21 protein-coding genes and 1 pseudogene are annotated in these 26,479 nt (G+C 43.7%); 12 read left to right on the forward strand and 10 right to left on the reverse strand.

The window, feature by feature from the left end:
- The first annotated feature begins 168 nt into the window (after positions 1-168).
- Entirely contained in the window at positions 169-849 is a 681-nt protein-coding gene (locus tag PNK_RS10850) for a hypothetical protein (RefSeq protein ID WP_059061993.1), read from the forward strand.
- A 23-nt stretch (positions 850-872) separates the two neighbouring features.
- Here the strand turns inward: PNK_RS10850 and PNK_RS10855 are convergent, their stop codons facing one another.
- The 4 genes from PNK_RS10855 to PNK_RS10870 form a co-directional block, all read right to left on the reverse strand.
- Positions 873-1,592: a phosphatase domain-containing protein gene (locus PNK_RS10855; RefSeq protein WP_158021794.1), complete on the reverse strand. Its 720-nt coding sequence runs from the start codon at positions 1,590-1,592 to the stop codon at positions 873-875.
- Positions 1,593-1,968: 376 nt separating this feature from the next.
- Entirely contained in the window at positions 1,969-2,649 is a 681-nt protein-coding gene (locus PNK_RS10860) for an O-methyltransferase (protein WP_079992910.1), read from the reverse strand.
- Entirely contained in the window at positions 2,649-3,668 is a 1,020-nt protein-coding gene (locus PNK_RS10865) for a glutaminyl-peptide cyclotransferase (RefSeq protein ID WP_059061997.1), read from the reverse strand. Before PNK_RS10865 ends, PNK_RS10860 begins: the two co-directional genes overlap by 1 nt.
- A gap of 78 nt (positions 3,669-3,746) precedes the next feature.
- On the reverse strand, positions 3,747-4,217 hold the full coding sequence (locus PNK_RS10870; RefSeq protein WP_032124493.1) for a nucleoside deaminase: 471 nt from the start codon (positions 4,215-4,217) through the stop codon (positions 3,747-3,749).
- Between the two features lie 225 nt (positions 4,218-4,442).
- Between PNK_RS10870 and PNK_RS10875 the strand changes: the two genes are divergently transcribed.
- The 9 genes from PNK_RS10875 to PNK_RS13710 all read left to right on the forward strand — a co-directional run bounded on the left by PNK_RS10875 (position 4,443) and on the right by PNK_RS13710 (position 16,844).
- On the forward strand, positions 4,443-5,546 hold the full coding sequence (locus PNK_RS10875) for a type III polyketide synthase (RefSeq protein WP_032124494.1): 1,104 nt from the start codon (positions 4,443-4,445) through the stop codon (positions 5,544-5,546).
- Complete coding sequence (locus PNK_RS10880) at positions 5,543-6,283, forward strand: methyltransferase domain-containing protein (RefSeq protein ID WP_059061999.1); 741 nt, start codon at positions 5,543-5,545, stop codon at positions 6,281-6,283. Before PNK_RS10875 ends, PNK_RS10880 begins: the two co-directional genes overlap by 4 nt.
- Complete coding sequence (locus PNK_RS10885) at positions 6,273-7,322, forward strand: NAD(P)/FAD-dependent oxidoreductase (RefSeq protein WP_059062001.1); 1,050 nt, start codon at positions 6,273-6,275, stop codon at positions 7,320-7,322. The genes PNK_RS10880 and PNK_RS10885 overlap by 11 nt, the downstream gene beginning before the upstream one ends.
- Before the next feature lie 459 nt (positions 7,323-7,781).
- Positions 7,782-8,000, forward strand: coding sequence for a hypothetical protein (locus tag PNK_RS10890; protein WP_059062003.1), 219 nt, complete (start codon positions 7,782-7,784; stop codon positions 7,998-8,000).
- A gap of 1,225 nt (positions 8,001-9,225) precedes the next feature.
- Positions 9,226-12,465, forward strand: a complete 3,240-nt coding sequence (locus PNK_RS10895) for a glycosyl hydrolase (protein WP_059062004.1) — start codon at positions 9,226-9,228, stop codon at positions 12,463-12,465.
- Positions 12,466-12,645: 180 nt separating this feature from the next.
- Positions 12,646-13,428, forward strand: a complete 783-nt coding sequence (gene ku / locus PNK_RS10900) for a non-homologous end joining protein Ku (protein WP_059062007.1) — start codon at positions 12,646-12,648, stop codon at positions 13,426-13,428.
- Between the two features lie 8 nt (positions 13,429-13,436).
- Positions 13,437-14,009 carry a DNA polymerase ligase N-terminal domain-containing protein gene (locus tag PNK_RS13530; RefSeq protein ID WP_059062009.1) on the forward strand — a complete coding sequence of 191 codons (573 nt, stop codon included), beginning with the start codon at positions 13,437-13,439 and terminating at the stop codon, positions 14,007-14,009.
- A gap of 77 nt (positions 14,010-14,086) precedes the next feature.
- Positions 14,087-15,958 carry a DNA ligase D gene (gene ligD, locus PNK_RS10910; RefSeq protein WP_059062011.1) on the forward strand — a complete coding sequence of 624 codons (1,872 nt, stop codon included), beginning with the start codon at positions 14,087-14,089 and terminating at the stop codon, positions 15,956-15,958.
- A gap of 241 nt (positions 15,959-16,199) precedes the next feature.
- Complete coding sequence (locus PNK_RS13710) at positions 16,200-16,844, forward strand: hypothetical protein (RefSeq protein WP_197560212.1); 645 nt, start codon at positions 16,200-16,202, stop codon at positions 16,842-16,844.
- A 332-nt stretch (positions 16,845-17,176) separates the two neighbouring features.
- On the opposite strand, the gene PNK_RS10920 is transcribed toward PNK_RS13710, so the two are convergent.
- From PNK_RS10920 to PNK_RS14050, 4 genes are all read right to left on the reverse strand, one after another.
- Positions 17,177-17,593, reverse strand: a complete 417-nt coding sequence (locus PNK_RS10920; RefSeq protein WP_032124499.1) for a DUF1761 domain-containing protein — start codon at positions 17,591-17,593, stop codon at positions 17,177-17,179.
- Positions 17,594-17,707: 114 nt separating this feature from the next.
- The gene (locus tag PNK_RS10925) at positions 17,708-18,427 is read right to left on the reverse strand and encodes a lipoate--protein ligase family protein (protein WP_059062015.1); all 720 of its coding nucleotides are present in this window, start codon (positions 18,425-18,427) and stop codon (positions 17,708-17,710) included.
- Between the two features lie 28 nt (positions 18,428-18,455).
- A complete protein-coding gene (mnmG, locus tag PNK_RS10930; protein ID WP_051981764.1) occupies positions 18,456-20,333 on the reverse strand; it encodes a tRNA uridine-5-carboxymethylaminomethyl(34) synthesis enzyme MnmG in 1,878 nt (625 codons plus the stop codon).
- Positions 20,334-20,581: 248 nt separating this feature from the next.
- The gene (locus PNK_RS14050) at positions 20,582-20,671 is read right to left on the reverse strand and encodes an AURKAIP1/COX24 domain-containing protein (RefSeq protein ID WP_075882539.1); all 90 of its coding nucleotides are present in this window, start codon (positions 20,669-20,671) and stop codon (positions 20,582-20,584) included.
- A 1,108-nt stretch (positions 20,672-21,779) separates the two neighbouring features.
- Here PNK_RS14050 and PNK_RS14095 point away from each other — a divergent pair.
- Positions 21,780-21,946, forward strand: a pseudogene (locus PNK_RS14095) (nuclear transport factor 2 family protein); the annotation flags it as partial.
- A 66-nt stretch (positions 21,947-22,012) separates the two neighbouring features.
- Here the strand turns inward: PNK_RS14095 and PNK_RS10935 are convergent.
- Complete coding sequence (locus tag PNK_RS10935; protein ID WP_051981765.1) at positions 22,013-23,554, reverse strand: ArnT family glycosyltransferase; 1,542 nt, start codon at positions 23,552-23,554, stop codon at positions 22,013-22,015.
- A gap of 309 nt (positions 23,555-23,863) precedes the next feature.
- Here PNK_RS10935 and PNK_RS10940 point away from each other — a divergent pair, with 309 nt between their 5' ends.
- Entirely contained in the window at positions 23,864-25,525 is a 1,662-nt protein-coding gene (locus tag PNK_RS10940; protein ID WP_059062017.1) for a hypothetical protein, read from the forward strand.
- 176 nt (positions 25,526-25,701) lie between these two features.
- Here the strand turns inward: PNK_RS10940 and sdhB are convergent, their stop codons facing one another.
- Positions 25,702-26,472, reverse strand: a complete 771-nt coding sequence (sdhB, locus tag PNK_RS10945) for a succinate dehydrogenase iron-sulfur subunit (protein WP_032124502.1) — start codon at positions 26,470-26,472, stop codon at positions 25,702-25,704.
- Positions 26,473-26,479 lie beyond the last annotated feature (7 nt).

Consider the following 26,479-nt stretch of genomic DNA (forward strand, 5'->3'; position numbering starts at 1 on the left):
TGGCTATGCTTTTTACAATTTTAAACAGTGAGACCCTGGCTTTTTTAAAAAATTTTTTAGTATATAATAAAAAAATAAAAGTCTCTAATCCATAAGCCACGATATTAGTCTAAAGCCATATCTATCGAACAGAACAGATACAGCAAGTTAGCCAATCAGGGAGGTCGTATGCTTTCACCCATTCCACTACTGAGTTCAGAAAAAACCCAAGAAATCCTTGCCAAGATTGACCAACTACGTCCTTTTTGGACTAAGCGCCAAAATAGGTTTTATACTTTAGGCACAGCAATCTACTTAGATAAAAATAACGACTCGCCGTTTTATGAAAATAGCGTAGAAGCAAATAATTTTTTTCTGAAGATTCACTTTTCTCACTTATACGCTCTGCTCCTCGAAAGCTTGAAAAAAGAGTTAAATCAAGAAGTTGTTTATGAGCCAGCACGTGCCTTGCCTGGATTTCACATCTTCTTATCCGATCCAGAATTTGTGACTAGGGGAGGTAAAATTCACTTTGACCTTCAATTTCAACAGATCGATTGGAGACACTATAAGAACATTGACTTATCCAATCCTTTGAGCTTCACGCTTGCACTTGCTTTGCCAAAACTTGGAGGAGGATTGTTCTATTGGGATAAGAAATATGAACCAGGCTCAAAAATGATTCCTGAAGAAGCCATCCAGGATTTACCACGCCATTATGTAGAATACGAAACTGGTAAAATGGTCTTACATAATGGATTGCTCATCCATCAAATTGCACCGGCTAAGGAATATCTAGAGGAGGATCGACGAATCACCTTACAGGGGCATGCCCTCTTCTGTGATGGCGCGTGGAGAGTTTATTGGTAAATCCTCCACTACAAGTCATCAATCTAAGGATTAGAAGCCAAAACATGCTGCTGGCTAACCCATTCAGACCAACTGATTTCAAAATTGGGGACTTCGCGGCAATAGGTATAAAAAGTGCGCACAAGCTCGAGACGCTCTTCTGCTGGCTTTTGCTTGAAAGATAGAGGCTTATCCGTTTGAACGAGATCCGCTCCCCCAATCCATTTCTGCCTTTCAATAATATCCGCTAATTCCACATCTTGGGCATTGAACATCATGTCATACAAAGCCATAAAGGTTGTCGTTCTACCCTTCCCCCCCTTGCAATGCACATGCACCCAAGAATCGGAAGGACGGTCTTTAACAAGTCGTACAAATTGGTCAATGGCTTCATTCGATGGACGATTATGGTCTGTAATGGGTAAGCGCACATAAGTATACCCCATCGACTCCACAAACTCCCGCTCAGTCTTAGCCTGCTTGACAACTAAACGCTGCGCATCTTTAGCGGGATTGAGCACCACAATACTGCCTTTTTGCACCGCTCCCACCAAACGGAGATTTTCATCTGCCTCGATTTCCGCTAGCGTTTTGCCCACATTGGCATAATTGGTCTGACCATCCGTCCAACTCACAGCGTCACCATTAATGAGACCATGAGACTCTTCCCTCAAATCAAAAACAATTAAACGCGCCACTGCTAGCTGGCGCACCATATTCGTAAAGTTTTCTTCCGTAAATTGGCCGCTACCCGATATGGCCAACCTATCTAATCCGACTACACTGAACTTATTTTGAGCAACAAGATCGGTCGTATCTTGCTTTGCACTGCGCCACTTCTTTGGTAAAGTATCGGCTTGAGGCGAATCAAAAATGGGAATTAAAGCAAAATAACGAGGAGAATAAATAAAGGATTGCGTAATCAGACTAATAGCTAATAGAAAAGGAATAAAAACTTTTTCATATGAGCCGCCTAAATTAATATAATTATTTTATTTCTTTTAGATAAAATTTATCTTATTTTAAATAACATCTTATTAAAAGAATATAAAAAAACCATTAAGATAGCAACGCAATCAGCACTCTTTTTCTATCTCTCTAGAAATGAATCTGTAGAAGAGCGGAAACGATCAAAGCTTATTAGCGCTCTTTAACACGCACAAGAGCCAGCCCATCCAAGCGACCGTTTTCGCCTACCAGTGTAGGAAGAATGGCTGTTTCAAGCAAGGGATGAACGGCTAAATAATCATTAAAGGCGTAAACGGTTGCGGCTTCTTCATGGCTTGGATAGCCGACCTTATCGCCTTTCGGAATGAGATTATCGATGAGGATTAAGGAACCCGGACGGGAAACGTGTAGAGCCCAATCTAAGTATAAGGCATTATTTTCTTTATCAGCGTCGATAAAAATTAAATCGAAAGGCAAAAAGGACTCTTGCGCAAATTGCGCTAATAAGTCGACTGCATAGCCTTGCCTAATTTCCACGCAATCGGATAAGCCTGCCTGTTGAACATGGTCGCGAGAGACCTTCACATGAAGAGGATTCATCTCCAAACTCAGCAAGCGGCCATGAGCAGGAAGAGCTCGAGCGAGCCAAACAGTGCTGTATCCTCCAAGCGTGCCGATCTCTAAAATCCGCTCTGCGCCTTGAATTTTAGCTAACAAATGGAGCAATTTTCCCACGTGAATGGGGATTTGAATAGGAGGTAAGCCTTTTGCTTGCGAACATTCACGAATAGAGTGCAATAAAGCGTCTTCTTGTCCAAAGCGTCGATCTAAGTAATCTTTAACTTCTTTAGGGGAATGGTAAATGTCGTTCATCAGGGACTCTTCGGCATAAATTTAACTTCAAAAATAAACGGCCACAACTTGCCGGTTATAAAAAACGTATCGGTTTGCTCGCGGTAAGCGATGCCATTTAACACGGCCTCGTCTTCCAGTTGTTGCTTGATGTTTTCCGGTAAAAGGTGGGATGCATCAATGAGAGCTGTTACGGCTCCCGTTTTTTTGTTAATACGGACGATGAAATCGGTTCTCCATACATTAGCATAAATTTCATTTCCCAGACAGACTAAATCATTTAAGCTTTTAACTTTTTTCCCCGCGAGATGGACTTTCAACTTTTTTTCAATGGCAAACGTGTCAGGGTTTCTTTGGAAAAGATGCGAAGATCCATCGCTCATGAAAAGAGTATGCTGGGCAGAATCATAGCAAAGCCCCCATCCTTCTCCTTGATAAGCAAGATGGCGAGTTAAAAGCCACGATTCCATTTGGTAAACAAGAGCGATCCCCTCTTTCCAGGTCAATTGAATGAGTTGACCATTGGCAGCCGCGATACCCTCACCGAACAACTCAAATGGCAGGGAATGCTGGCGAATGACGGCACCTGTTTGCAAATCGATTTGGCGCAAAGAGGATGTTCCGTAACGTCCAGTGCTTTCATATAAGCGATCGTTATCAATCACGAGTCCTTGTGTAAAGGCCTGCGGATCGTGTGGAATCTGCCTAATGACAACGGGCGTTAAAAGCTCAACCCCTGCTAAGAGGGGTAAATGGGCCATCCAAAAAACTGACAGAGCAAACAAAAACCACTTGACTATAAGACGCGTTGATAACGATAAGCGCAGCATTATTCCCCTCCCAAAAGTCGGGGTTCTTCTCTGCAGAAGTAACCACCGAGAAGAATTCCAAGCGCTCATCAGACTTGAAATGAGCGGGTGTTCTTTTTGTTCAATAGACCTAACGATGACCGAACCAATCTCTTCCGTAAAAGACATGATCCTCATCTGCCACGACTGACTTATCAAGTGGGGATCATCCAAATAGATGAGTTTAGCCATAAAAAAATCTCTTTTTATGACTCATTTTAGCTCTTTTTTTCAATTAGACGAAAGATCGATTAGCTACAATATTTTAGGTTAGTAAAGGCGCCGTTCGAGCTGGCGCCACTTGGCAAAGACACCTTCGCATGCTTTAGTAGAGGTAAGGTCGAAGGTTTCACTGAGCTCGCGTCCTTCAGGTGGCAATTGCAATTGTTCATAGAAAAAGGCATCATCGAATCCGTAACGGGCGGCGCACTCTCTGTTGACTCCAATATAAACCTTTTTGATCCGCGCCCAGTAGATAGCAGCCAAACACATGGGGCAAGGCTCGGCTGTCGTATACAGAGTGCAGTCGGAAAGAATATGGGTGCCTAAGCGGCGGCAGGCTTCGCGAATGCAATTTATTTCAGCATGGCAAGTCGGATCGTGATCTTTTAGAACGGTATTATGTGCGACGGCAACGACTTCGCCCTTATCGTCTACGAGGCAAGCTCCAAAAGGGCCTCCTTCGTCTTCTTCAATGCCTTGATAAGCACTATCAACGGCCAATTGCATGTAATCGGACATACTCTCTCCTACTCTTTTATTAGACAACGTGGCTAAACATTTAATGGCAATCAATTTTACCCCTACTCCTCATTCTTCAATGAACTCTTTAAAAATTCAAGAGTCTCATTCTTTTAGAAAAAAAACAGCTTGTGTGTTAGATAGAGTGTCTCGACTTAAAATCGATCGGATTTTGAAGTCCCATAACTCAGGTTAACGCCGCGCCACCCAATAAAAAGGATTGCCATGTCAGCTGCTATCTTAGGCCTTGCAACCGCCGTTCCTCCCCATCACTACTTGCAAAGTGAAGCGGCTGATAAATTTGTGCAAATCCTTGGAATAGACGAAGCGAAGAGCAGCTATATTCGGCAGCTTTATCAAAATTCGGCTATCCACAAGCGACACTCTGTTTTGAACGATTTTAACATGGAAAGAACAGAATGGAATTTTTGGGGCCAGGCATTCCCCCAAGAGATTCCTGGCATGCAAAAGCGCAATGAAGTCTACAAAAAAGAAGCACCGAGGCTTGCCTACGAAGCTGCTCAAAAAGCGATTGAGCGCTGGGGCGGAGACCCCCTCACGCTGACACACATCATTTCCATTTCATGTACGGGCATTGTTGCACCCGGCATTGAATTTACTTTGATGCCTCTTTTGCATTTGAGCCCCTCAATTAATCGTTTCGGAATCAATTTTATGGGGTGCTTTGGAGCCTTTAAAGGACTTTCAGTTGCCCAAGCCTTCGCCAAGGAGCATCCCCGCAACCGAATTTTAGTCGTCTGTACAGAACTTTGCAGCCTGCACTTGCAAGCGAACTTAGACAATGAGACGCTGATTGCCAACTCACTGTTTGCAGATGGAGCCTCAGCCGTAGTCATTGGAACAGATCCTCAACCTTTCGAGAATCCGCTATGGGAAATTGCCAATAGCCACACCATGGGACTCGAAAATTCCTTAGACAAAATGTCCTGGGAAGCCGGCGACCAAGGATTTTTAATGCGTCTCTCTCACACTGTACCCGTTTATTTGGGAAGATCCATCAAGGCTTTTACCGATCACTTGATTCCCTCGTCTCTAAAAACAGATGAATGCGACTGGGCCATTCATCCGGGAGGCAAATCAATTCTGCAAGCCATAGAGAAAACGATGAAGCTTGTCCCCTCTCAAACCGAGGCTGCCTGGAAGACACTCGCCAACTATGGCAATATGTCGAGCGCAACTTTTTTATTCGTTCTAGAAGAGCTCGCCAAACAGGTTAACCAGCAAAAATGGGCGGTAGGATTAGCCTTTGGTCCAGGCCTTTCGATAGAAGGAGTCTTGCTCAAGCGCATGGAGCAAGTAAAAAGATGAAAAACCGCTCCAGTAAACTCGAAAAGATCGATCTTGGCCCCCCTCATTACACGCCTAAACAATATCGCAATTGCCTCTATCAGCTCGATCGGGTAGGCCGTTTTCTCGGAGGCGACCGTGCCTCTTTCTGGGCCTTTAAGCAGCTAAAAAAGCCCCCGGAATCCATCTTAGATGTTGGGTGCGGAGGAGGACTTTTTACGCAGCGGCTTGCAAAACACTATCCAAAAGCCAAAGTAACGGGCATCGATTTGTCTCGGGAAGCCATCGATTTCGCAAAAAGGCATCTTTCACCAAATGATCTCCCCCAAGCTCGGGTGAATTTTTCTGTCTCGGATTCGGCAAGCCTCGACTATCCATCCCATTCTTTCGATGTTGTCACAGCAACTCTTGTATGCCATCACTTGAAAGACTGCGAACTCGTTGAATTTCTTAGGCAGGCTGTACGAGTAGCTAAACAAGCTGTGATTTTAAATGATCTTCATCGCCATTCGCTCGCTTGGCTTGGCTTCGCAGCGATCATGCCTTTCTTCTTCCCCAATCGCCTCGTCTGGCACGATGGCCTTCTTTCGATTCGCCGCTCTTTTACATGCACCGATTGGATCACTCTTTTAAACGAAGCCAATATTCCGCTAAACCGCTGTTCCATCAATTGGCATTGGGCCTTTAGATGGACCGTCACGATCGATACCTCTGAGCCGTTTGATGCAAATCTAATGAGAAGCAATCATGAAACATGAGTTTGCCATTCTAGGTGGAGGCTTAGCAGGCTTATCAGCTGCCATCAGACTGGCAGAGCTTGGGTGCGCCCCCTTGCTGATCGAGGCTGGAAACTACCCTAGCCACAAGGTATGCGGTGAATTTCTCTCTCCTGACAGCCTGCCTCTTCTGCAACGATGGGGAATCAACCCTAAGATAATCCACCAAACCCATGTACATACCCCAACGCGTTCACTCACATTTAATTTCCCTTCTCCAGCAGGAAGCCTCTCTCATTGGCAGCTCGATCCAGCACTTGCCGATCTAGCCGTCAGCAATGGGACAAATCTTCTCACAGGAACGAAAGTAGCTCACTTAACCCCTTCTAAAAGCGTGCATGAATGGCATGAGCTGACTTTATCATCGGGGAAAAAAATAGAGACGCGCCACTTAATCATCGCTACAGGCCGCCTCCCTCAATTTAGTACTCAGCCGCTTGTTCCTCGCTACATCGGCGTCAAAGCTCATTTTAAGGGAATCGATCTGAAAGACAGGCTCGAAATGTTTTCTTTTCCGAAAGCCTATATTGGACTGGCTCCCATTGAGCATGGATGCAATATTGCCTGTCTGGCCGATGTGCATGCATTCCAGCAAGTAGGTTCTGCCAATGCCTTCATCGATTCCCTTTGCCAGCAGCACCCCCTACTCAAGTCCTATCTTGCACAAGGAGAGAATCTTTTTTCCGGTTGGATGCAAGCCCCCCTGCCAGAATTCGGGATCAAAAATACCCCTGCATGGACCAATGCCTATTTTATAGGCGATTCTGCAGGCACCATTCCGCCAGCTTGTGGAAATGGCCTGACAATGGCACTTATTGGAGGACATATGGCGGCCGATTATGCCTTTCAAGGGCAATTTGAAGAGTTCAAAAAGAGGTGGAAGAGACAATTTCACTCGCAAATCCTTGTCGGCAAGCTTCTCCACAGACTCATGTTTAATCCAAGCTATGGCAAGCTCTTCCTGCGCATGAACGATTTTTTTCCGCCTCTCTCATCACTCATTTTTTCGCTGACGCGCTAAAAAACATCTACAGATACTCAAGAAGCAAACCCTCAAAAAAATCGCGTAAAAATATTTTAAATCATATAGCTCTTTCTTTCCATAACTCAGCCTTGTGAGCTTTTCTAGAAGCATTCAAAAATTGGAATTAATAAATGCTAAATTACAACCACTGCATGAACATGATTCTCATATTATTTCATCCTTAAATCGAGTGTGTTTTGGTGCCGATTCAAATCATGATGAAACAACAAACATTCGCCTGAAATACGATCGTTTAAATCAAAAATCAATAAAATTTACTCAAAAGAAGATTGGTTCGAACAAACCTTTATTCAACTGACCTCAGAATGAACTGCCGATAGTGATAGCTGACATATAGACGTGGATGAGAAAAGATTTTTTTCAAAAAGGTTGTTAAAAAATCTCTTACATTCTATAGCTCTTTCTTTTTAAAACTAAACCTTGCAAGGAGGAGCGATGAAACAAGTCATTTTCAGCTTAATGGGATGCATGCTCAGCTTCCAATGCTTTGCCGGCAGCATTCAAGAATTAAATGGAAAGCTCTACGTATCGCCAGGTTCGGTGTACGTCGATTCGCATGCAATTTACGTGAATGTAGATGGAGATTTTATTCCTGTGGAAGGCATTTCTTCAGATGGAGAGGGTATTTATATTAACGACACTCAATCAGAATGATGAAGGATTGATCGCGATCAAGCTACTTGCTTATATGCCCATCAGCAATGAGTTGTTGATGGGCTAAGGTTATCTCCCCGCCTTTCCACATGAATTTAAAACCCTCTCTACAATTGTCTCGATAACGATTCTCTTGTATTGCCTGATGTTCCAACCCTTATGATCTAGATGTTATGCAAAAAAGCACAATGATTCGATCTTTTCCCTTATGCTACTGCTATTGAAATCTGTATCTCTGCATCGCTCCGCCTCCCTCATCTCTGCGTCAATCTTCTGTTCTTTTTTAAATACTTAATTATTATTATCTTATGAATTTAACCTACCCTATGAGGATGTTAGAGGCCTTTAGGCCGACTGATTTTAAAACCCATAGTGGGCGATTAGCGAATTGTGGGTAACAGAATAAAAAACAATAAGAGCTCAAAGAGCGACTGATCGGCAAGATAGCAATCCGTTAATAAGAAAAAGTTTTGATCCTAAAACAGGACAAGATAATCGCCGTTTATAATCTTCGGCCTACGGGCCTCTAAAAGCACTACTAAAGCATTGCTTTCTAATTCACCCGCAGTGTTTTTTAAGTTAGTGATATTTGGCAAAAATTTCTGAGCTATACTTAAAGTCTTTCAGGCGGATTAACTCATTCTCATATCAAATCCACTATACATTCGAATCATCCAATTAATGCTATTTAATAAGTTACTTATCGATTAATCCCGCTCTTTTTTGAAAGCATATAAAAGCTATAAAATAGCAAGAAGATAGCCTAGATGGCTATGCGAGTTACTATAAAAAACCTCAATAGCTTTAAAGTTATACGTTTAAAAGCCCTCATGTATTTTTCTAAGCCATAATCTACCAAATAAACGTATTATCATTTTAAATAAATCCCTACCTATTTTCTTTCAAAAGAACTTCAAAAAGTTTAAATCGTTTATTTTTAATAATTCATTTAAGAATATGCCAGAGCAAGAAATTAAGATTATTTAAAAAAAATTCTTTCCAAAAATTTAAAATGATGTAATACCAATTATCAAATGGAGAGATCCATTTGGTAACATTTTCTACAGACCTGAAGTTCAGGTTATATTTTCCCTAACATTTCGGCTGCAACGGCTAACAACTAAGCGGTACAGTCACGTCCAAGCGAAACCCTTGTTATTAAGGAGATCAAACATCACTTTTAACTTTTTTTAGGTTTTTAAATCATTAAACCAGGAGAGATAGAATGAAATTGAGACGTTATTTGAAGCAAATCTCAACAAAATGGAATTTAATGAATACCACATTGAGTTCTATGCTGCTAATCTGTGCATCAAGCGATGCTGCAGTTATTCCAATAGGTTCAGGAGGCTATACCACCGACTTGCCTCCAGGAAGAATGGTTCCATCCGATCGCAATAACAATCCAGCCACACCGAGGACGGCTCCGGGTTTTGCCAAAGCTCCTCAAACAAATCAATGGTGGTCATCGCTGATATGGAAATTCAATCCTGAGTCACCCTGGTCGGAAAGCATGTTTGCCCATCCGTTATCATTTAAAGCCCAAACAGGTGGCCTAGAAGTTGGATATCCAACCAGCCATTTTGTCACTCCTTTTAATCCCATTGGGGATGGGACTAAAGCTCAGGAGTACCACTATCCTCATGTAAGAGATCTTTTGCTTGGAATCTCAGGATTGAGTGCACCGGATACAAAGGTTTCTGACTATTCTGATTGGGCGGTTACTGCTTATTGGTCAGCCAATGGAAAAACGCTGCAAACAACATTTGGTAGCGGCCTCCCTTTTGTCTACGTCACTCAAGCAGGTGGAGATGCAATCGTCAATCTTTCAGGTAATCCCACTATCTGGTCTAACAACAATGGAGTAGTCGGCGTCACCGTTAATGGTCATCATTACGGAATTTTTGCCCCAGCAGGCTCAAGCTGGACTCGTAACGGCAACAATTTACAATCCAATTTAAGCGGAAAAAATTACTATTCCGTTGCTCTTTTACCAGATAATCAGGCGTCAACTTTGGAGTTTTTCCGCGCACGCGCCTATGCTTTTGTCACAGATACAAAAGTATCGTGGAAGTACGATCCTGCAACTTCCCTGCTCACCTCGACCTATGCTGTCCAGAGCACTTTAAAAGAGCCTGGACCCAACAATTCGAATATAAACCATCCCGTTTTGGCTCTTAATCGCCATCAGTGGTTAAATTCGAAAGATCCAGTATTAGGCTTTAGCTATTCATCAGCTCACGGCAGCATGAAAGTCGTCGATGCCTCTCAATTTACAACGTCTCTCAAATTTTCAGGCGTCCTCCCTGCCCTGCCAAATTTTGCCAAGGATGGGGTCGATTCCTATAACTCTACCCAACTTTACGGTTATATCGATGGCATCTTCAAGCAATCTCCTGATGCCAGATGGAATATCAATGATGGCACAGATAGCTATTGGATGGGTAAAGCATTGGCAAAAATTGCTCACCTCGTCCCAATCGCCGAACAAGTCAAGCATACGGCTGCCCGCGACCTGTTCTTGGCCGAAATCAAAACACGCCTGCAAAATTGGCTGGATGGAACAGGCAATCAGCTGTTTTACTACAACAACAACTGGCGAACTTTAATTGGCTATCCCGCTAGCTATGGAAGCGATAACAATTTAAATGACCACCACTTCCACTACGGTTACTTTGTGATGGCTGCCGCTTGCGTCGCCCATTACGATCCTTCCTGGGCTCAAAATAGCCAGTGGGGCGGTATGATCAATCTTTTGATTAAAGATTGCACAAACGCCGACCGCAGCGATCAAACCTATCCTTTCCTTCGCATGATGGATGTTTATGCAGGCCATGGATGGGCATCTGGAGCAGCCAACTTTGCTTCAGGCAACAACTTGGAATCTTCTTCGGAAGAAATTGATTACGATTCTGCACTGATCCTTTGGGGATCGCTTACTGGTAATACGGCTTTGCGTGATTTGGGAATCTTTTTGTACGCTACTGCCACATCTGCCATTCCGCAATATTGGTTTGATGTCGACAATCAAGTATTCCCCTCTGATTTCCAGCCTAACACTCTCGGAATGGTTTGGTCGGACGGAGGCGCCTACGCGACTTGGTTTGGTGGTCCTGCCCAGTTTTTCCATGGAATCAATTTCTTGCCCATTAACCCAGGCATGCTTTACCTCGGACGCTATCCAGATTATTTAAAAGCCAATCAAACATTTATGTTGAATAATGGCGGAGCGGCCCATACCGATGTTTGGCGCGACATTCACATGAGCGTCAAGGCTCTATACGATCCCTTGGCAGCCATTACAGAATTCAATCAAAATCAAGGCTATGGCCCAGAAGCTGGCGACAGCAAGGCACATACTTATCATTGGATTCACAATGTGAATCAATTAGGGCGGGTAGATACAAGTATCACTGCCGACACTCCAACGTATGCTGTCTTCAATAAGAATGGCGTACGCAACCACGTGGCTTATAACCCAAATGCAGCCCCTATCGTTGTAACCTTTTCCGATGGCGTCAAATTGACAGTTGCGTCCCATGAAATGGCAACGGATGGCCAAACACCCCAACCGCCTACTCATTCTTTCACAGATGATGCGGCAGATGCGGGCGAAGTGGTCTTCACATTTAAGCCTAATTGGTCGACGCAATACGTTAAGTTTAATTATAAAATCAATGGAGGCGCCCTTCAAACGGTAGCAATGACTAGCCAAAATAGCATGTGGCAATATACAGTCCACGGCCTAAAAAGCGGCGACACTGTCGATTATTACTATACCTATGAAGACAACAACAAGGCGGTCGATAGCAGTCCGAGCCAGCACGTTTATCGCTGCGGAGTAACTCCGCCTGAACCCGGGCCCGGACCTGGGCCCCTGCCGATCTTCATTGATCAAACAGATGACTTTAAGCTTACAGTTCAGCCGACTGCTAATAGTTTGTTGACTGCTTTTACCTCTAGTCTAGCCTTAAACATTGTCGACATTCACTACAAAGTGAATAACGGCAATCAAGTGAATTTGCGCATGCAAAAATCGGGCACGACGTGGACCAACCAAATTGACAATTTAAAAGATAATGACGTCATCACGTTCAACATTACTTATATTAACGATAAGAATGTTGGCCATGATACCAGAACCTACACTTATCAGTTCTTATCTGTGAAAGGACTGATGCCAGTGAGCCATTCAATGGAGCCCTTTTCTTTCAACCATGGAATGGAATTAGAAGATGAGTTCATCAAATTCTGGTTCGCACCCTCGCATGCTAAACGCTTTGTCGATGTGCACTATCAATTGGAAGATGGCTCTTTTGAGCACGATAGGATGAGCCCTCAAGGCGAGCAATGGGAATACAGACGCCCTGCGCTCTCCACTCAACCGATCGTGGACTACTTCTTCTCTTATGAGAATGGGGGATTAATTGAAGATACGGCTGCTGCCGGATCAGCTTCACATTAATCTCTTTCGGGACTCTTTAAGACGTGATTGCGCGCGAATTGGGTGCAATTGCGGGTTTAAAGAGTCCCATCCTTGCTATTGCCCTTGACCTTTCCAGCCATCTCTGCTATTCAGGAATTATAAGTTTTTATTTTAATTCTACTTATCCCTTGTTTAAAAGCTTCAGGTTAAAGGAGTCATATGAGAGCTCTATGGACAGGTGCCTTAAATTTTGGACTCATCAACATTCCCGTCCGCCTCTATAGTGCAACGCAAGATCATGGCCTAAGCTTCGATATGCTTCACAAGAAAGACCTCTCTCCTATTCGCTTTGCTAGGATTTGCAAATCAGACGGCAAAGAGGTCCCTTATAAAGACATTGTCAAAGGATATGAATATCAAAAAGGAGACTACGTCGTCTTAGTCGAAGAAGATTTTAAACAGGCAACTGTCAAAAAGACCAAGACCATCGATATTCTCGATTTCACTTTTGAAAAAGAGATTGATCCTCTTTATTACGAGAAACCCTACTACTTAGAACCCGACAAAGGAGCCAGTAAGGCCTATGTCCTGTTGCGTGAAGCCCTAAAAAAATCCAAAAAGGTTGGTGTGGCCAAATTCGTTTTGCACAATCGAGAACATATTGCCGTGATTAAGCCGCATGATCATCTGATCATTTTAAATCAGCTCCGCTATCAAAACGAAATCAAGAATACATCCAATCTCCACATCCCTGAAAAAGAGGTGGCTTCAAGCAAAGAAATCACCATGGCCATTAAATTAATTGATCAGCTCACCTCCCATTTTCATCTCGAAGATTATCACGATACTTACACAGAAGAACTAAAAGCCATCATAGACGACAAGCTCAAAGGCAACAAGCCAAAACACGCCAAAGCGAAAGAAGCTAAGATTACTCCTGTCAAAGACATCATGGCGATGCTAAAAGAAAGTTTAGAAGAGCATCAACGCAAAAGTGCTTAAGGGTCACCATGACGCTGAAAGATTACCAAAGCAAAAGAGATTTTAAAAAGACCTCTGAACCTAGAGGGAAAATTCGCTCGCCGCGCACTAAAGGCCTGGAATTCGTTGTTCAACTGCATCAGGCCAGCCACCTGCATTACGACTTCCGGCTGGAAGTTGACGGAGTCCTGAAAAGCTGGGCCGTTCCAAAAGGGCCTTCACTCGATCCAGCTGATAAACGCCTTGCCATTCAAGTGGAAGATCACCCCTTCGACTATCGCACCTTCGAAGGAATAATCCCTGAAGGAAGTTATGGAGCAGGCGAGGTCATCGTATGGGATGAGGGCACCTATGATGCTGTGAGAGCCTCTTCGAAAAAGGAGAGCGAGCATTTGATCAAGCAAGGCCTAGAAAAAGGGCGCCTCAGCTTCATCTTACATGGGCACAAGCTGCAAGGAGAGTTTTCTCTGGTTAGATTTGAAAGCCAACCGAAGCAATGGCTGCTCATTAAGAAAAAGGATGAATACGCAAGCATGACTCCTGTCATAGAGCAAAATCAATCTGTTTTATCCAACCGCACCATCCAACCAAAAAAAAAGTAAAAAAAACTAAGGGCGATCGACACCCTATTTTAGTTTCCGACTCTTCGGAAGGCCAAGGCTCGATTAAGCCTAGCTCCATGCCGGAAGCGATTAAACCTATGCTGGCCACCCTAGTCGATGAGCCTTTTGACAATAAAGATTGGATTTTTGAAATTAAATGGGATGGTTATAGGACGCTTGCCTACATTCAAAAGGGAGACGTTTCACTCTTATCGCGCAACAACCAATCCTTTAATACCCGCTTCTCCTCGCTTGTCAAGGCATTAAGAACCATCGAAATGGATGCCGTTCTGGATGGCGAGATCGTCGTATTAAACGAAGATAAAAAGCCAAGCTTTCAGCTCATGCAAAATTACCAGCGCAATCAAAAAGGAATGCTCGTCTATTACGTATTCGATCTCCTCTATCTGCAAGGCTATGACTTGCGAGATATGCCCCTCCTCCAGAGAAAAGAGCTGCTTAAAAAGCTTCTCCCCAAAAATTCTCAGATCCTTTTTTGCGATCATGTCACAGGAAAAGGCAAAGCGTTTTTCCAATCGGTATTGAAGCAAGGCTTTGAAGGCATCATTGCCAAAAATGCGCAAAGTGTTTATGCATCGGGACGCAGCCGCAATTGGCTCAAAATCAAGACACATCAACGCCAAGAAGCTATCATCTGCGGTTTTACGGCCCCAAGAAAGTCGCGCAAGCATTTTGGGTCTCTCATCTTAGGTGTCTATGACGGAGGCAAGCTAACGTACGTTGGCCACACGGGCAGCGGTTTTGGAGAAGAGAAGTTAAAAGAGCTCTATGAACGCCTTCAAAAACTTGCACAAGACAAGTGCCCTTTTGAAAACGTTCCTAAAACGAACATGAATCCAACTTGGGCCAAGCCCAAACTCGTCTGTGAAATAAGCTTTGCCGAATGGACAAACGACAAGATCATGCGTCAAGCTATTTTTATTGGCATTAGAGAAGATAAAAGCCCTACAGAAGTCGCATTCGAAAAGGAAGTCCCGACAAAAGAGGTACTAGCGGAGTCCGAGGACCATCCAAAAGTCCCTTCGTTAAAGAAGAAAAGCAGTCCTAAGCCGCTACTCCATCTCAAATTAACCCACCTCGACAAACTCTATTGGCCTCAAGAGGGATACACCAAGGGAGATTTAATTGAGTATTACCGCGAGGTTTCTTCCCTCATTTTACCTTATCTAAAAGACCGCCCCGAAACCTTGCGGCGCTATCCAAATGGGATCGGAGAAACAAGTTTTTATCAAAAAGAACTGTTCCATGCTCCTTCTTGGATACGAACTGAACCCATTCACCACGAAGAGCGCAAGATCCGCTACCTTGTCATCGATGATGAAGAGAGCCTCTTATACGCGGTCAATTTAGGATGCATTGATTTAAATCCCTTTAATTCTCGCGTACAATCGCTGCATCAACCAGACTACCTGATTATCGATCTGGATCCAGAAGATATTTCTTTCGATCACGTTTTGGAAGTAGCCCAAGGTGTACATCACGTCTTGGAGAGCTGGAATGTTCCCAACCTTTGCAAAACGTCTGGCGCAACGGGCCTTCATATCTACATTCCATTAGGAGCCCGCTATAATTACGACGAAGCGCGCCAATTTGGCAATTTGATTGCTCACGTTGTCCACCAAGCGCTGCCAAAAATCACTTCCATTGAGCGCACTCCGCGCAACAGGCAAAAAAAAGTTTATTTAGACTACTTGCAGAACCGCTTCGGCCAAACAGTTGCCGCTCCTTACTCTGTAAGACCAAAACCCTATGCCCCTGTCTCTACCCCTTTAAAATGGAGCGAAGTCAAAGCCGGTTTACAACCGACAGACTTCACCATCAAAAATGCCGTCGAACGATTCAAGAAGCTGGGTGATTTATTTCAACCGATTCTTGGCAAAGGAATCGATCTTAAAAAGATCCTGGAAAAGGTTGCAACCGGTCTTTAACCTCGTGTGACCCACTCTTCCTTCATGGCGGATTCTAAAGTCACTCGATCTACTAGCCTCTAACAGCATTGTTAAAAAATAATGACCGTTTCGGACGCAATCATAGGAGTCTAACGGATAAGTGAGTCAAAAATTCGGCCTCACAAGGTAAGACCCGAAATTGAAACAAAAAAAATGGGTCCTTACTGGACCCACCGTAGAAGCCATCTTCTATGCTTAAAATGAGAACAGGGAGCCTAAAATGCTTGTCGATTTAGCTTTTGGTTTGGATTTAGTCGTTTTCTTAGCCGCAGTTGTTTTTACGCTCTTCTTTGCCGGTACGGCTTTTGATGTAGGGCTTTTAGCCGCACTCCCCGTTTTTTTGACTGGGACTGCTTTCTTGGCAGACGCTGGACTTGCCGCAGCTTTCTTGGCAGAGGCGGCTTTCTTAGCTACTCCAGCACTACTTTTTTTAGGTTCTGTCTTTTTAGCTATTGAATGGGAAACGACCGCCTTCTTGACAGGCGCACTCTTTTTAGCAGCTACTCCTGTACCAACTTTTTTAATGGGCATACGAACACTTGTTGCCTTCTTGGCAGGAGCAGCCTTCTTCGCAGGGACAACCGCAGCTTTTTTAGCAGGGGGTGCCTTTTTAGCTGGTGTACGAGCTACTGCAGTTTTTTTGGCAGGCGCGCTGGCCGTTTTTTTAGCAGCAACTGGTTTTTTAGCGGCCGTGGTTTTTGAAGGGGCCGCAGACTTTTTAGCCGCAACTCCCCCTTTCTTTGCACCGCCAGTCAATTTATTGACCGTAGCCCAGGCCCGCTTCTCAGACTCTTTTTCATTCAATCCTTGCTTTTCATATCCATCTTCGATGTGCTTAGCTTGCCTTTTTTGTTTATTCGAATAACTTGATTTATCACCCTGAGGCATATCCTTACTCCTTTGTTTGAATACTCAATTTTCATTAAAGTATTTTTTTTAAATTCATGCAATTTATTCTTACTGCAGAAACAAAGAAGAAAAAGGCACTCAACTTTTTTGAGGCCGATTTGCCCTTGCTAAATGCCTTTTCAAATCCGCTAAAATCTCATCTAGAATAGATGTAAATCTGCTTAAACGCTTTAAACCAGCAAGCAATGGATATGCGATGAAGGAGTCCAAGAATTGCTTTAGAAATCGATGACCTGCATGGCCAGCCATCGATTTTGAAGGATGTTTGCAACGCAATCGCCGCTCACTTTAACGAAGGGCAGGAATCAGAATTCCCATGAGAAGAAAGCCAAACAACATAAATCCGGCATGAATGAAGAAACTCTTAAGCGTTTTACGTGCCCATAAAACGGCTGAGAAATGGGTCGTAGCAATGAACCCTAACCAAATCCAAAGCGCAACGACAACACCCTCCAAGATTTCACGGGCTTGGGTGATCTCAATAAAAAGTGCCAAAATATAGGCTAAGACAAAGGAAATAATCAACTCGCCAATGTATGCCAAAATAACAGGAGTTTTTTTGAAATCGTCATCCAATACAGCATCATGCTTCATTGAGCGATGTCCAAAAACGGCAGGAGAATACCAAATCGCACCCAAAATAAAATAAGCCAAAGCAGCCACTATCACGGCAAAGTAGCTGACGGGAACATCTTCCAAGAACATAGACCCTCCTTTATAAATAAATAATTTTAAATATCTTTTTAATCGAACAGAAGCGACGGGGTCAATGACTAAAAATAGATTCAACAAATAAATTTAAAAATCAAAGAGCGATTGCTATTGCTTGCCAATAGCAATAACTTCTGTCGCCTGCCTATGGGGCAAAGCAGCAATTTGCGTTAGAAGAGATAAAGGCTGCTCCTGCACGGTAAATTGCTGAGCAAGCCTATGCAAAAATGTAGTTTGAAAAGTTTGAGGAGAAGGCCAAAGGTCCTTCAGACAGCAGAGAAAATCGGCATGCGACCGTTTTTCCCGGTAGGTTGGCATTTTAGGCGGCATCAAAAGATAGTCCATGTAGGCAGATGAGTAATCCCACAATAAAGAGCTGTGATGAAGCCAGCGATTCTTCACAATCGATTGGGCATTTCCGCCAAACTTTTTATGTCCAATGACGTAGTCATTTTCTCGCAGCTGGAAGGAATGAGGATGAAAAACTGGCTCGTAAAGCTCTTGAGTCCAGCGCATGATTGGAAGAGGATAGGGCGCTATGGGAAGGGTGGCAGCATTGCAAATAAAGGTGATAAAAAGCGTATTTTCATCGACAACCACCGTTCCTCCTCCGCTAAAGCGACGGATCACAGGAAGAGGCGCTTCTTGCAATTTGTCCCGATCAACTAACTCAGCAATTTTGCCTGAAATTCCCATGACAATGGCAGGCGGAGATCCTTGATTGATCAAACACCAGTTTCTGTGATCCGCCCGCAATAATGCCTCTTCCCATTTTAGCTGCTGCAGGATGGGGACGCGATTGAACTGAACAACATTTAAAATTTCCATGTCAGGAATTGCTCATCTTAGCCGCTTCTTATTCCAATTCACAGCAACCAGAAGAAGAAGTCATGCCTCCTTTTTCGGCTGGGCGATGGCGCATAAGAGAGATCATCAAAATTGAAATATCGGCTGGCGAAACACCCGAAATGCGCAATGCCTGTCCTAGATTTTGGGGGCATACTTTGCTAAGCTTTTGCCTCGCTTCATTGCGCAATCCGGACACTGATTGATAATCAAATCCTTCAGGAATCTGAATATTTTCAACATGTGCCAGCTTGGCTACTTCGGTTGTTTGGCGATTGATGTAGCCGGCATATTTCAAGTTAAGCTCAATTTGAAAATTGATGTCCTCGCCAAAATCCTGGATGGCATCTGGATAGTCCTGTAAAAGAGAAGCATAAGAGTTTTCTGGACGACACAGAAGCTGAGCCAGTGTATATCCCTTTCCGTTCATTTGCCTAAAGATTTTTCCAAGTCTTTGGCTCTCTTCTTCCATGATGCGCTGTTTATCGCGCACGCGATTGTAGCGTGTTTGATCGATCAATCCAGCTTCGTATCCATAGTGGCGCAAACGCAAATCGGCGTTATCCTGGCGGAGCAATAAACGGTGCTCAGCCCGGCTTGTAAACATCCGGTAAGGCTCATCCAATCCTTTAGTGACGAGGTCATCGATCATGACACCAATATAGGCTTCCGAACGCTTTAAAATGAGAGGGCTTCTTCCAAGGACCTTGTTAGCCGCGTTGATTCCTGCAATGAGGCCCTGTCCAGCGGCTTCTTCGTAGCCCGAGGTTCCATTGATTTGACCGGCTAAAAAGAGCCCTTCAACGTTTTTGCATTCCAGAGAAAAGTCAATCTGCCCGCTTACAACATAATCGTATTCGATCGCATAAGCTGGTCGCATGATTTCGGCATGCTTTAAGGCCGGGATGCTGCGGATGAAAGCTAATTGGACATCGAAGGGTAATGAAGAGGATACGCCATTGACATAGACTTCCTGAGTCTGTAATCCTTCTGGTTCCAAGAAAATTTGGTGCCGCTCTTTATCTGAAAAGCGGACCACTTTATCTTCGATCGAGGGGCAATAGCGCGGGCCTACGCCTTTGATCTGGCCAGAATACATGGGAGAGCGGTGGATGTTAGCCAGAATGATCTGTTTAGTCTCTTCAGTTGTATAGGTAATGTGGCAAGAGACTTGAGGAAGGCGTGGCAATCCTTCATCGTCATAAGAAAATTTGACACCTGGCTCGCCTGGCTGCTCTTCGGTATGGCTGTAATCAATTGAGCGCTTGTTAACTCGCGGAGGCGTTCCCGTTTTTAGACGCCCAAGTTTCAACCCGTATTTTTCTAAGCTAGCCGACATGCCAACCGATGGCTGATCTCCAGCCCTGCCGCCAGAATAATTTGTCTCTCCAATGTGTAGGAGGCCGCGTAAAAACGTTCCAGATGAAAGAACGATGGCCTGGCAGTCATAGGTAATCCCTTCTTTCGTAATGACACCACATACCCGATCATTCTCAATGACTAAATCTTCGATTGTCCCTTGCTTAATCTCAAGATTTGGCGTCTGCTCCATCCGGTGCTTCATCTCGGTTTGATAAGCCAGCTTATCGGCCTGTGCGCGGGGAGCCCAAACGGCAGGTCCCTTGGTTGCATTCAACATGCGGTATTGGATTCCAGTGACATCGATCACCTTCCCCATTTCCCCTCCAAGGGCGTCAATCTCCCTTACGATATGCCCCTTGGCGATTCCACCGACAGCCGGATTGCAACTCATTTTGGCAATCGTATCTAAATTCATTGTCAACAACAGTGTACGCAAACCCATGCGGGCAGACGCCAACGCTGCTTCACATCCGGCATGACCGCCGCCAATTACAATGACATCATAACGAACAGGAAATTTCCACATATTGATTAGAAACTCTCGTAACAAATTAAATAATTAGGGCAAAGCTAAGAAGAAGAAGTCGGAAAGCTGGAAATATTGAAGGAAATTAGCTCTTTAGGGAATGAGTGCGTTCTGCGATAGAAGGTGATCTTGCGGTCTAAAATGATTTTAGACCGCAAGTGAAGGGAATCGATCTAGCCGTCTAGAGGGCATATCAGAAATTAAATTCTATGATTTAGCTTCTAATACACCCTCTAGATCAACGAGATCTATCTTCCCTTGTGCCGATCACGTCGGCTACGCTTCTTGCGCTTATGCTTCGCAATCTTATACTTGCGCTTCTTTTTAACAGAAGACATATCCTCTCCAGTACTTATTCAGGTTATTTGCTTAACTTTGCAAACATGGAACTATAGTAGAAAAAAAAAGATAAATTGTAAAGACTAAGAATCTTTCCACGAAAAGAGAATAAAGAAAAAACGATGACGTAGTCTAAATTTTAAGTCGGGTCTAAGGATGAGCATCCTGACAATAAATACAAACAAGGATGGAAAAGAAAACACCGCTAAGAGGGACTCGAATTAGCACTATCAACACGTTTTGTAAACGTGGGTCCGTTTCCCAACGTCTTCGCTTTAAATTGACAAGCAATTCAAGCTATCCCGTCAGCGTCCTGGTCCCTTAAAAAAATAAATATCGTTGATTGGCTTTATATCCGAATATCCCAATTAGCAGTGAAAAATAGATCTCTAACTTTAATAATACCCCATTCTTCATTTTTTAAACCATTTAAACTTTTTAGTTTAAAACGTGATTGAAAAAGGTAACCCTCTCAAAAAAGCGCTTGCGCGTCTGGTTTATGGCTATTTATAGATCCTATTTTCAAATCTACAATTCCATTTTAGGCAAGGAAGCTTTTTCTAGGCAATAATCCCATCCCCTCTTTTTTTGATAAATCCATCCAGCTGGATTTAAACTCTAGCTGGATTAAACTCGGCTTTTATTCCATTTTTTCTAGCGGACTTAGAGAATAGCCTGAATTCTGGATCGCCTTCTATTTGAAGAAGATAACATGACGGATTTGAAGGTCCTTGGTTTTTATGATTTTTTCTTCAGTAAGATAGGCGAAACTATATAAAATTTTGTGCTTTTTAGAAGGCTATTTAGCAGGGAATAGCTTTGTACAACTCAAGAAAAGATGTGGGTAATAGAAAGAATCGCTCTTGAAACAGATACATTCCTACGTATCCATGCGTCAAACAAACGTATGGAACTTAGCAAGTCTATTTAGGGCGAGCACGGAATAAGGCTCTGGAGTTTGTTAAAAATGAAAAATCCGCTGCAAAATACGCCGATTGTGTGAGCATGCAAGCTTGGAGCTAAGCCATGCCCTCACATAGCACAATATTACTTAAATCTATATCTAAAGAAGAAAAATCTAGGCTTGAAAAGCAGATTAAAGCATCGGTCAAGAATCTTTACGGTTTTGTCCAGAAAAACGGCGCCGTGCCTCACATTAGACGAGGCTCGACGTACTTGCAATTGGCGCCGATTACAACGAATTCCTAACCCTCATTAAAATCAATGGCATCTGGAAGGCGATCGTCAAGATCTATCATCAATTCGAAGGATAAGCTCATGACTCTTGGACGCGGCAGTTCGGCGTTGCACACTAAGTCAACAGCAGATTTGTGTCATCTTTAATAAAGAGTGGTAGTTGGCAGAGCGCCCTTTTTGCAAATAGAACATTTAAAAATGAATGCCCCTTTTACAGCTCTTTGCTGATCATAAAGAAGAGGTGTTAAGCCTAAGAATTCTACCTTTTCAAAATAGCGTTCCAGTTCATTTTGATAAAAATCCAACTTACCCCTCCACTCCCGCTCGAGATGGGGCTGATTCTCGGTCCAGACAAAATAGCCGGTCTTGCCTTGCTGTTCATCGACCATGCTAGGCCAATAAGAAAATTGATTATGGCGCGCCCCTTGCAAATTGAGAAAGTAAGCGCGCTTCTGCATGGGACCATAAAAGCTCAAGATGCTCGTCGTTTGATACTTATCACTGATTAAAAAATCCGTTTCCGGATTGTAATCGGCACGCTGAAGTGCTTCGTCTAATCGATCCCACCCCATGTTGTGTTTAAATGGATTCATCCGGTGAGAGAGTTGGCGAGGGCGCCACTGATCGGCGGTATAGAGCCAAGGAAGAGTCAATAAACAGCTTGTCAAAACAACCGAAACATAAACACCAACTGTCAGCCATTTCGATAAATTGGGACGCCATTCACTTGCATACCACGCCAGCCAAACAAGCCCCGTAGGATAAGCAAAACTGATCCAATTGCCTTGCACCTTCTGAAAAAGAGACAATCCTGAAGCTCCAGCTAGGCAAATCAGAGAGACACCTCCGCAAAAAAACAGGGCAGGCTGTAAAAAGCGCGGCCTGCGCATGCAGCCAAACCAACTCACGAGCATTAAAACAAATAAGACCGGTGAGAGCAGCAAAGCTTGCGATCCAACAAATTCAAAAAAATTCCCCCCAGGCGACCCATGCCCGCCTTGTAGAGTAGATGAGACATGGCGAAAAGTGGCCCACTCATGAGTCATATTCCACCACACGCTTGGCAAAAGCCCGCATAAAGAAATAGCAGCACCTGCAAAAACGCGTGTGAGAGGCTGCTGAGGAAACCAACGCCAGCGGGCAAGCAAAAAGAAAAGCCAAAATAAATAAACCGGCCACTTGAATAATGCTCCGCCCAGCAAACAAAGCCCCACTAAAAGAGGTGAAGGAGCCTCTTCACGCCTTAAGGCTTGAACCACGACCAAAGAGGCTAACGTCCAGAAAAATAGACAACCCCCATCCGTAATGGCAAGTAAAGCACCGATCAATCCAATCGGTGATAAAGCCATCAAAACGGCGCTCCAAAAAGCAGATCTAGATTGCAGACCAGCCTGAAGGGCAAGTGCAAAGACTAAATAGGCTTGCCCAGTCGCCCACAATAAGGCAAAGAGGCGCACTCCTAGCTCTGTTTGACCAACAAGCTGCGTGCCAAGCCAAATCTGCCAGGCAATTCCGGGAGGCTTGCTATAATAGCCCCAATCGAGTTTCTGACTCCATGTCCAATACTGAGCCTCATCGGGACCCAGGCCAACCCCTCCCCACAAAATCACTCCCAACACTAAAAAAATTTTAGCCGCTAATAAGAAAGACAAACGCTTGAAATAGAAAAGAGTCTGGGATGACATTAATAGGGCCTGCAAAAAAAGATTAATGGAAGGGCAAGTATAACTCAGCGCAGCAAATTACTAAATCCTTTTATTTAGACTTTTTACAAAGTCTCATTCAATTTTTTTCACTATTCATTTCGTTTTTTTTTACTCATCATTTTTCTCTAAATTCATCTCTACAAATTACCATATACCTACTTCTTTTATTAGGATTTATTTTTATTAATTAAATCAAAACGAATAAACATTTAATAACCACTTAACTAAAAAACATTAACATTTAAATATAAAAGCAAATTAACCTAATCAATTATTAAGGAGCTGATTATGATTAATAATTTTGAAAGCTTTTTTTATCAATTCTATTCAACCATAGAAAATGGCAAGAATGCCTTTGATAAAGCGATGCAGGCTGATCAAAATACGATTGAAAAGACACAGCTTCTGCAGCGGCATTTCTTACAAGTTCAAGAGGACTTGAATCAATTATTAGACATTAAGGCTAAAGTTGAGCTGCTATCTATTGACGAGCTTTACAAGCAAGAATGCCCGTTAGACGTACTAGATGAGAGCATGCGTCATATTCAGTACGTGTCATTCGTAGAATTTGCTGAGCAGGAAAAAAATGAGTTGCTGTCCCAGATTCAGTTGGTCTCCCAGCATACTGTTCAGTGGCTCAATGAGTCGCAGACGGCGGCCGGCCTGTCTAATCAAAAGAACAATCCTTCCCTTTCTCATCAAATCGTCAACCTCTTAACCATTCCCATTCACATCTTTCAGCAATCCATCAATTATTTGTGGCCGTTCGGCTCTTCTTCATCTCCTGCGGTTTCCAATGTAGGCATCGACTCGCCAACTTCTCGGATTCCTGTTAGCCCCATTTCGACCAAATCTATCGACTCCGAGACTCAGGCTTCAGTTCAAGAGAAAACAGTTAACCGGGGGAAAAAAACTATAGAGCAGGCAGTTAATCGGGAAGAGCGACTGATTCGCACTCCGCCACCTCTGCCTCCACGCAATTATATGAAGGCAGAGTTAAATTCTGCAGTGAAAAATCGGTTCGCAGAGAAGGCTGTCGATCACTCAAACCTGCAATCTTTGCCGCAAACAGAAGCCATGAATCGAGAAGAAAAAGCCATCGAGCAGACAGTTCACTTATCCCCGTTAACGACCGTTGATATTCTTCAGCGCCCTTCCCTAAAAGATCGATTGACTCATCGCACTCCGCCGCCTCTACCTCCGCGCAGCTATAAGAAAGCTGTTGAGTTAAATCCTATAGTGGACAATCAAGGAAGCCAGGATCTTGTAGAAAGCATTGAGAATCTACAACTTCTAACCATTCAAAATCCTGCTATGAAAGATCTCTCCTTAGAAAAAGGAAGCAACAAGGTTCAAAGCCAGGCATCAAAGGATCTAGAAGTCATGACTTCTTCTTCACGAGAAAGCGAGGCTAAAATGGAGCAATTGGAAGCTGCGCATAAAACAGACTTTGTAGTCAAATCCACAAACGGGTTTATACCAGAACCGCCGCCTTTTAAACTGCTTTCGCAGCCCAATACAACATCTGCCAGTCGCCCTCCCAAACAGGAAAATCATCATTTAGGTGACTTTCTGACAAACAGCTTGATTTTAAGACGCTCACAAATAATCGGTGAAGAACCAGAAAGCCCTTCAACGCCTATGACTCCTATTACCACAAAGTCTTTTAATGACATAACCACGCATTCCTTGAATGCTGGGCATTCGTTTCAAGTAAGCGATCCAGTAAATCTGTTTCAAAAACCCATTGAGCAGGACCGGGGAAGCCTATTGGATTCCATAACCAAATTCAATAAGAACCAGTTAAAGGCCGTGGTAGTAGAAGAGAAAGTGGAAGAAAAATCCACTCTTATCACTAATTTGAAAAAGAGCATGAGCAACTTAGGCTTTTTCAATGTTGACAACCAGGATTCAGATTCAGACTTCGATTCTGATCTAGAAGATTGGTAGAGAAAAAAGGCGGGGCTATTCCAGCTCCGCCTGCTTTAATTCAAATGCAGGTACGTTAACCCTTTGTCCCTGAACAACTCGCCTTTAAAATGAATTTCAGGCGAAAACGGCAGTACAGTCAAAATCTTGGCCTGCTTCTCAGGCACACTTAAGATTGTGCCTTCAGACGAAGCAGCCTAATCTTGCCTGTCAGGAAAACTGAAAAGGTCTTCGATGGCTTGCAGAGTGACATCGCGACTAATGGCTGCAATGGAGTCCGTGAGAGGAATATTTTTGGGGCAGACCCTAACGCAATTTTGATTATTACCACAATTTCCGATTCCTCCTTCTTCCATTAAAGGGTGCAAACGTAGGTCTTTTTGCGTTTTTCCAATCGGGTTGGCATTAAACAAGCGAGCCTGGGAAACGGCTGCCGGACCGATGAAGGGCGAATGGTCGTTGATTTGAGGGCAAGCTTCAGAGCAGCAGCCGCATGTCATGCACGTAGAAAGAGAATACATCACTTTTTGCTTTTCGGGGCTAATTTTAGGCCCAGAGCCCTGCTGATGCGTGCCATCGACGTCGATCCACCCGTGAATTTTTTTTAAGTTATCAAACATGATGCTGCGATCGACAATCAGATCTCGCACGAGAGGAAATTTAGTCAGCGGAGCAAGCGTAATGGTGCGTTTTCCCGTTTCTTTGATAATGGGCTCAATTAGGGCTGTACAAGCCTGCCTCGGATAAGCATTGACAAGCATGGAGCAAGATCCGCAAACCTCTTCCAAACACCCCGACTCCCATACGACCGGAGTGACTTTTTCCCCTTTAATATTGATGGGATTGCGCTGAATGTTCATCAAAGACGAAATGACGTTAGCATAAGGAATGAGCTCTAACTCAAACTCTTCCCAGTATTGATGGCCTGGCTGCCCGCGGTAAATCTTTAAAATATAAGTTTGAGCCATCATATCC

Origin of the sequence: Candidatus Protochlamydia naegleriophila (assembly GCF_001499655.1) — a bacterium.
GTDB lineage: Bacteria > Chlamydiota > Chlamydiia > Chlamydiales > Parachlamydiaceae > Protochlamydia > Protochlamydia naegleriophila.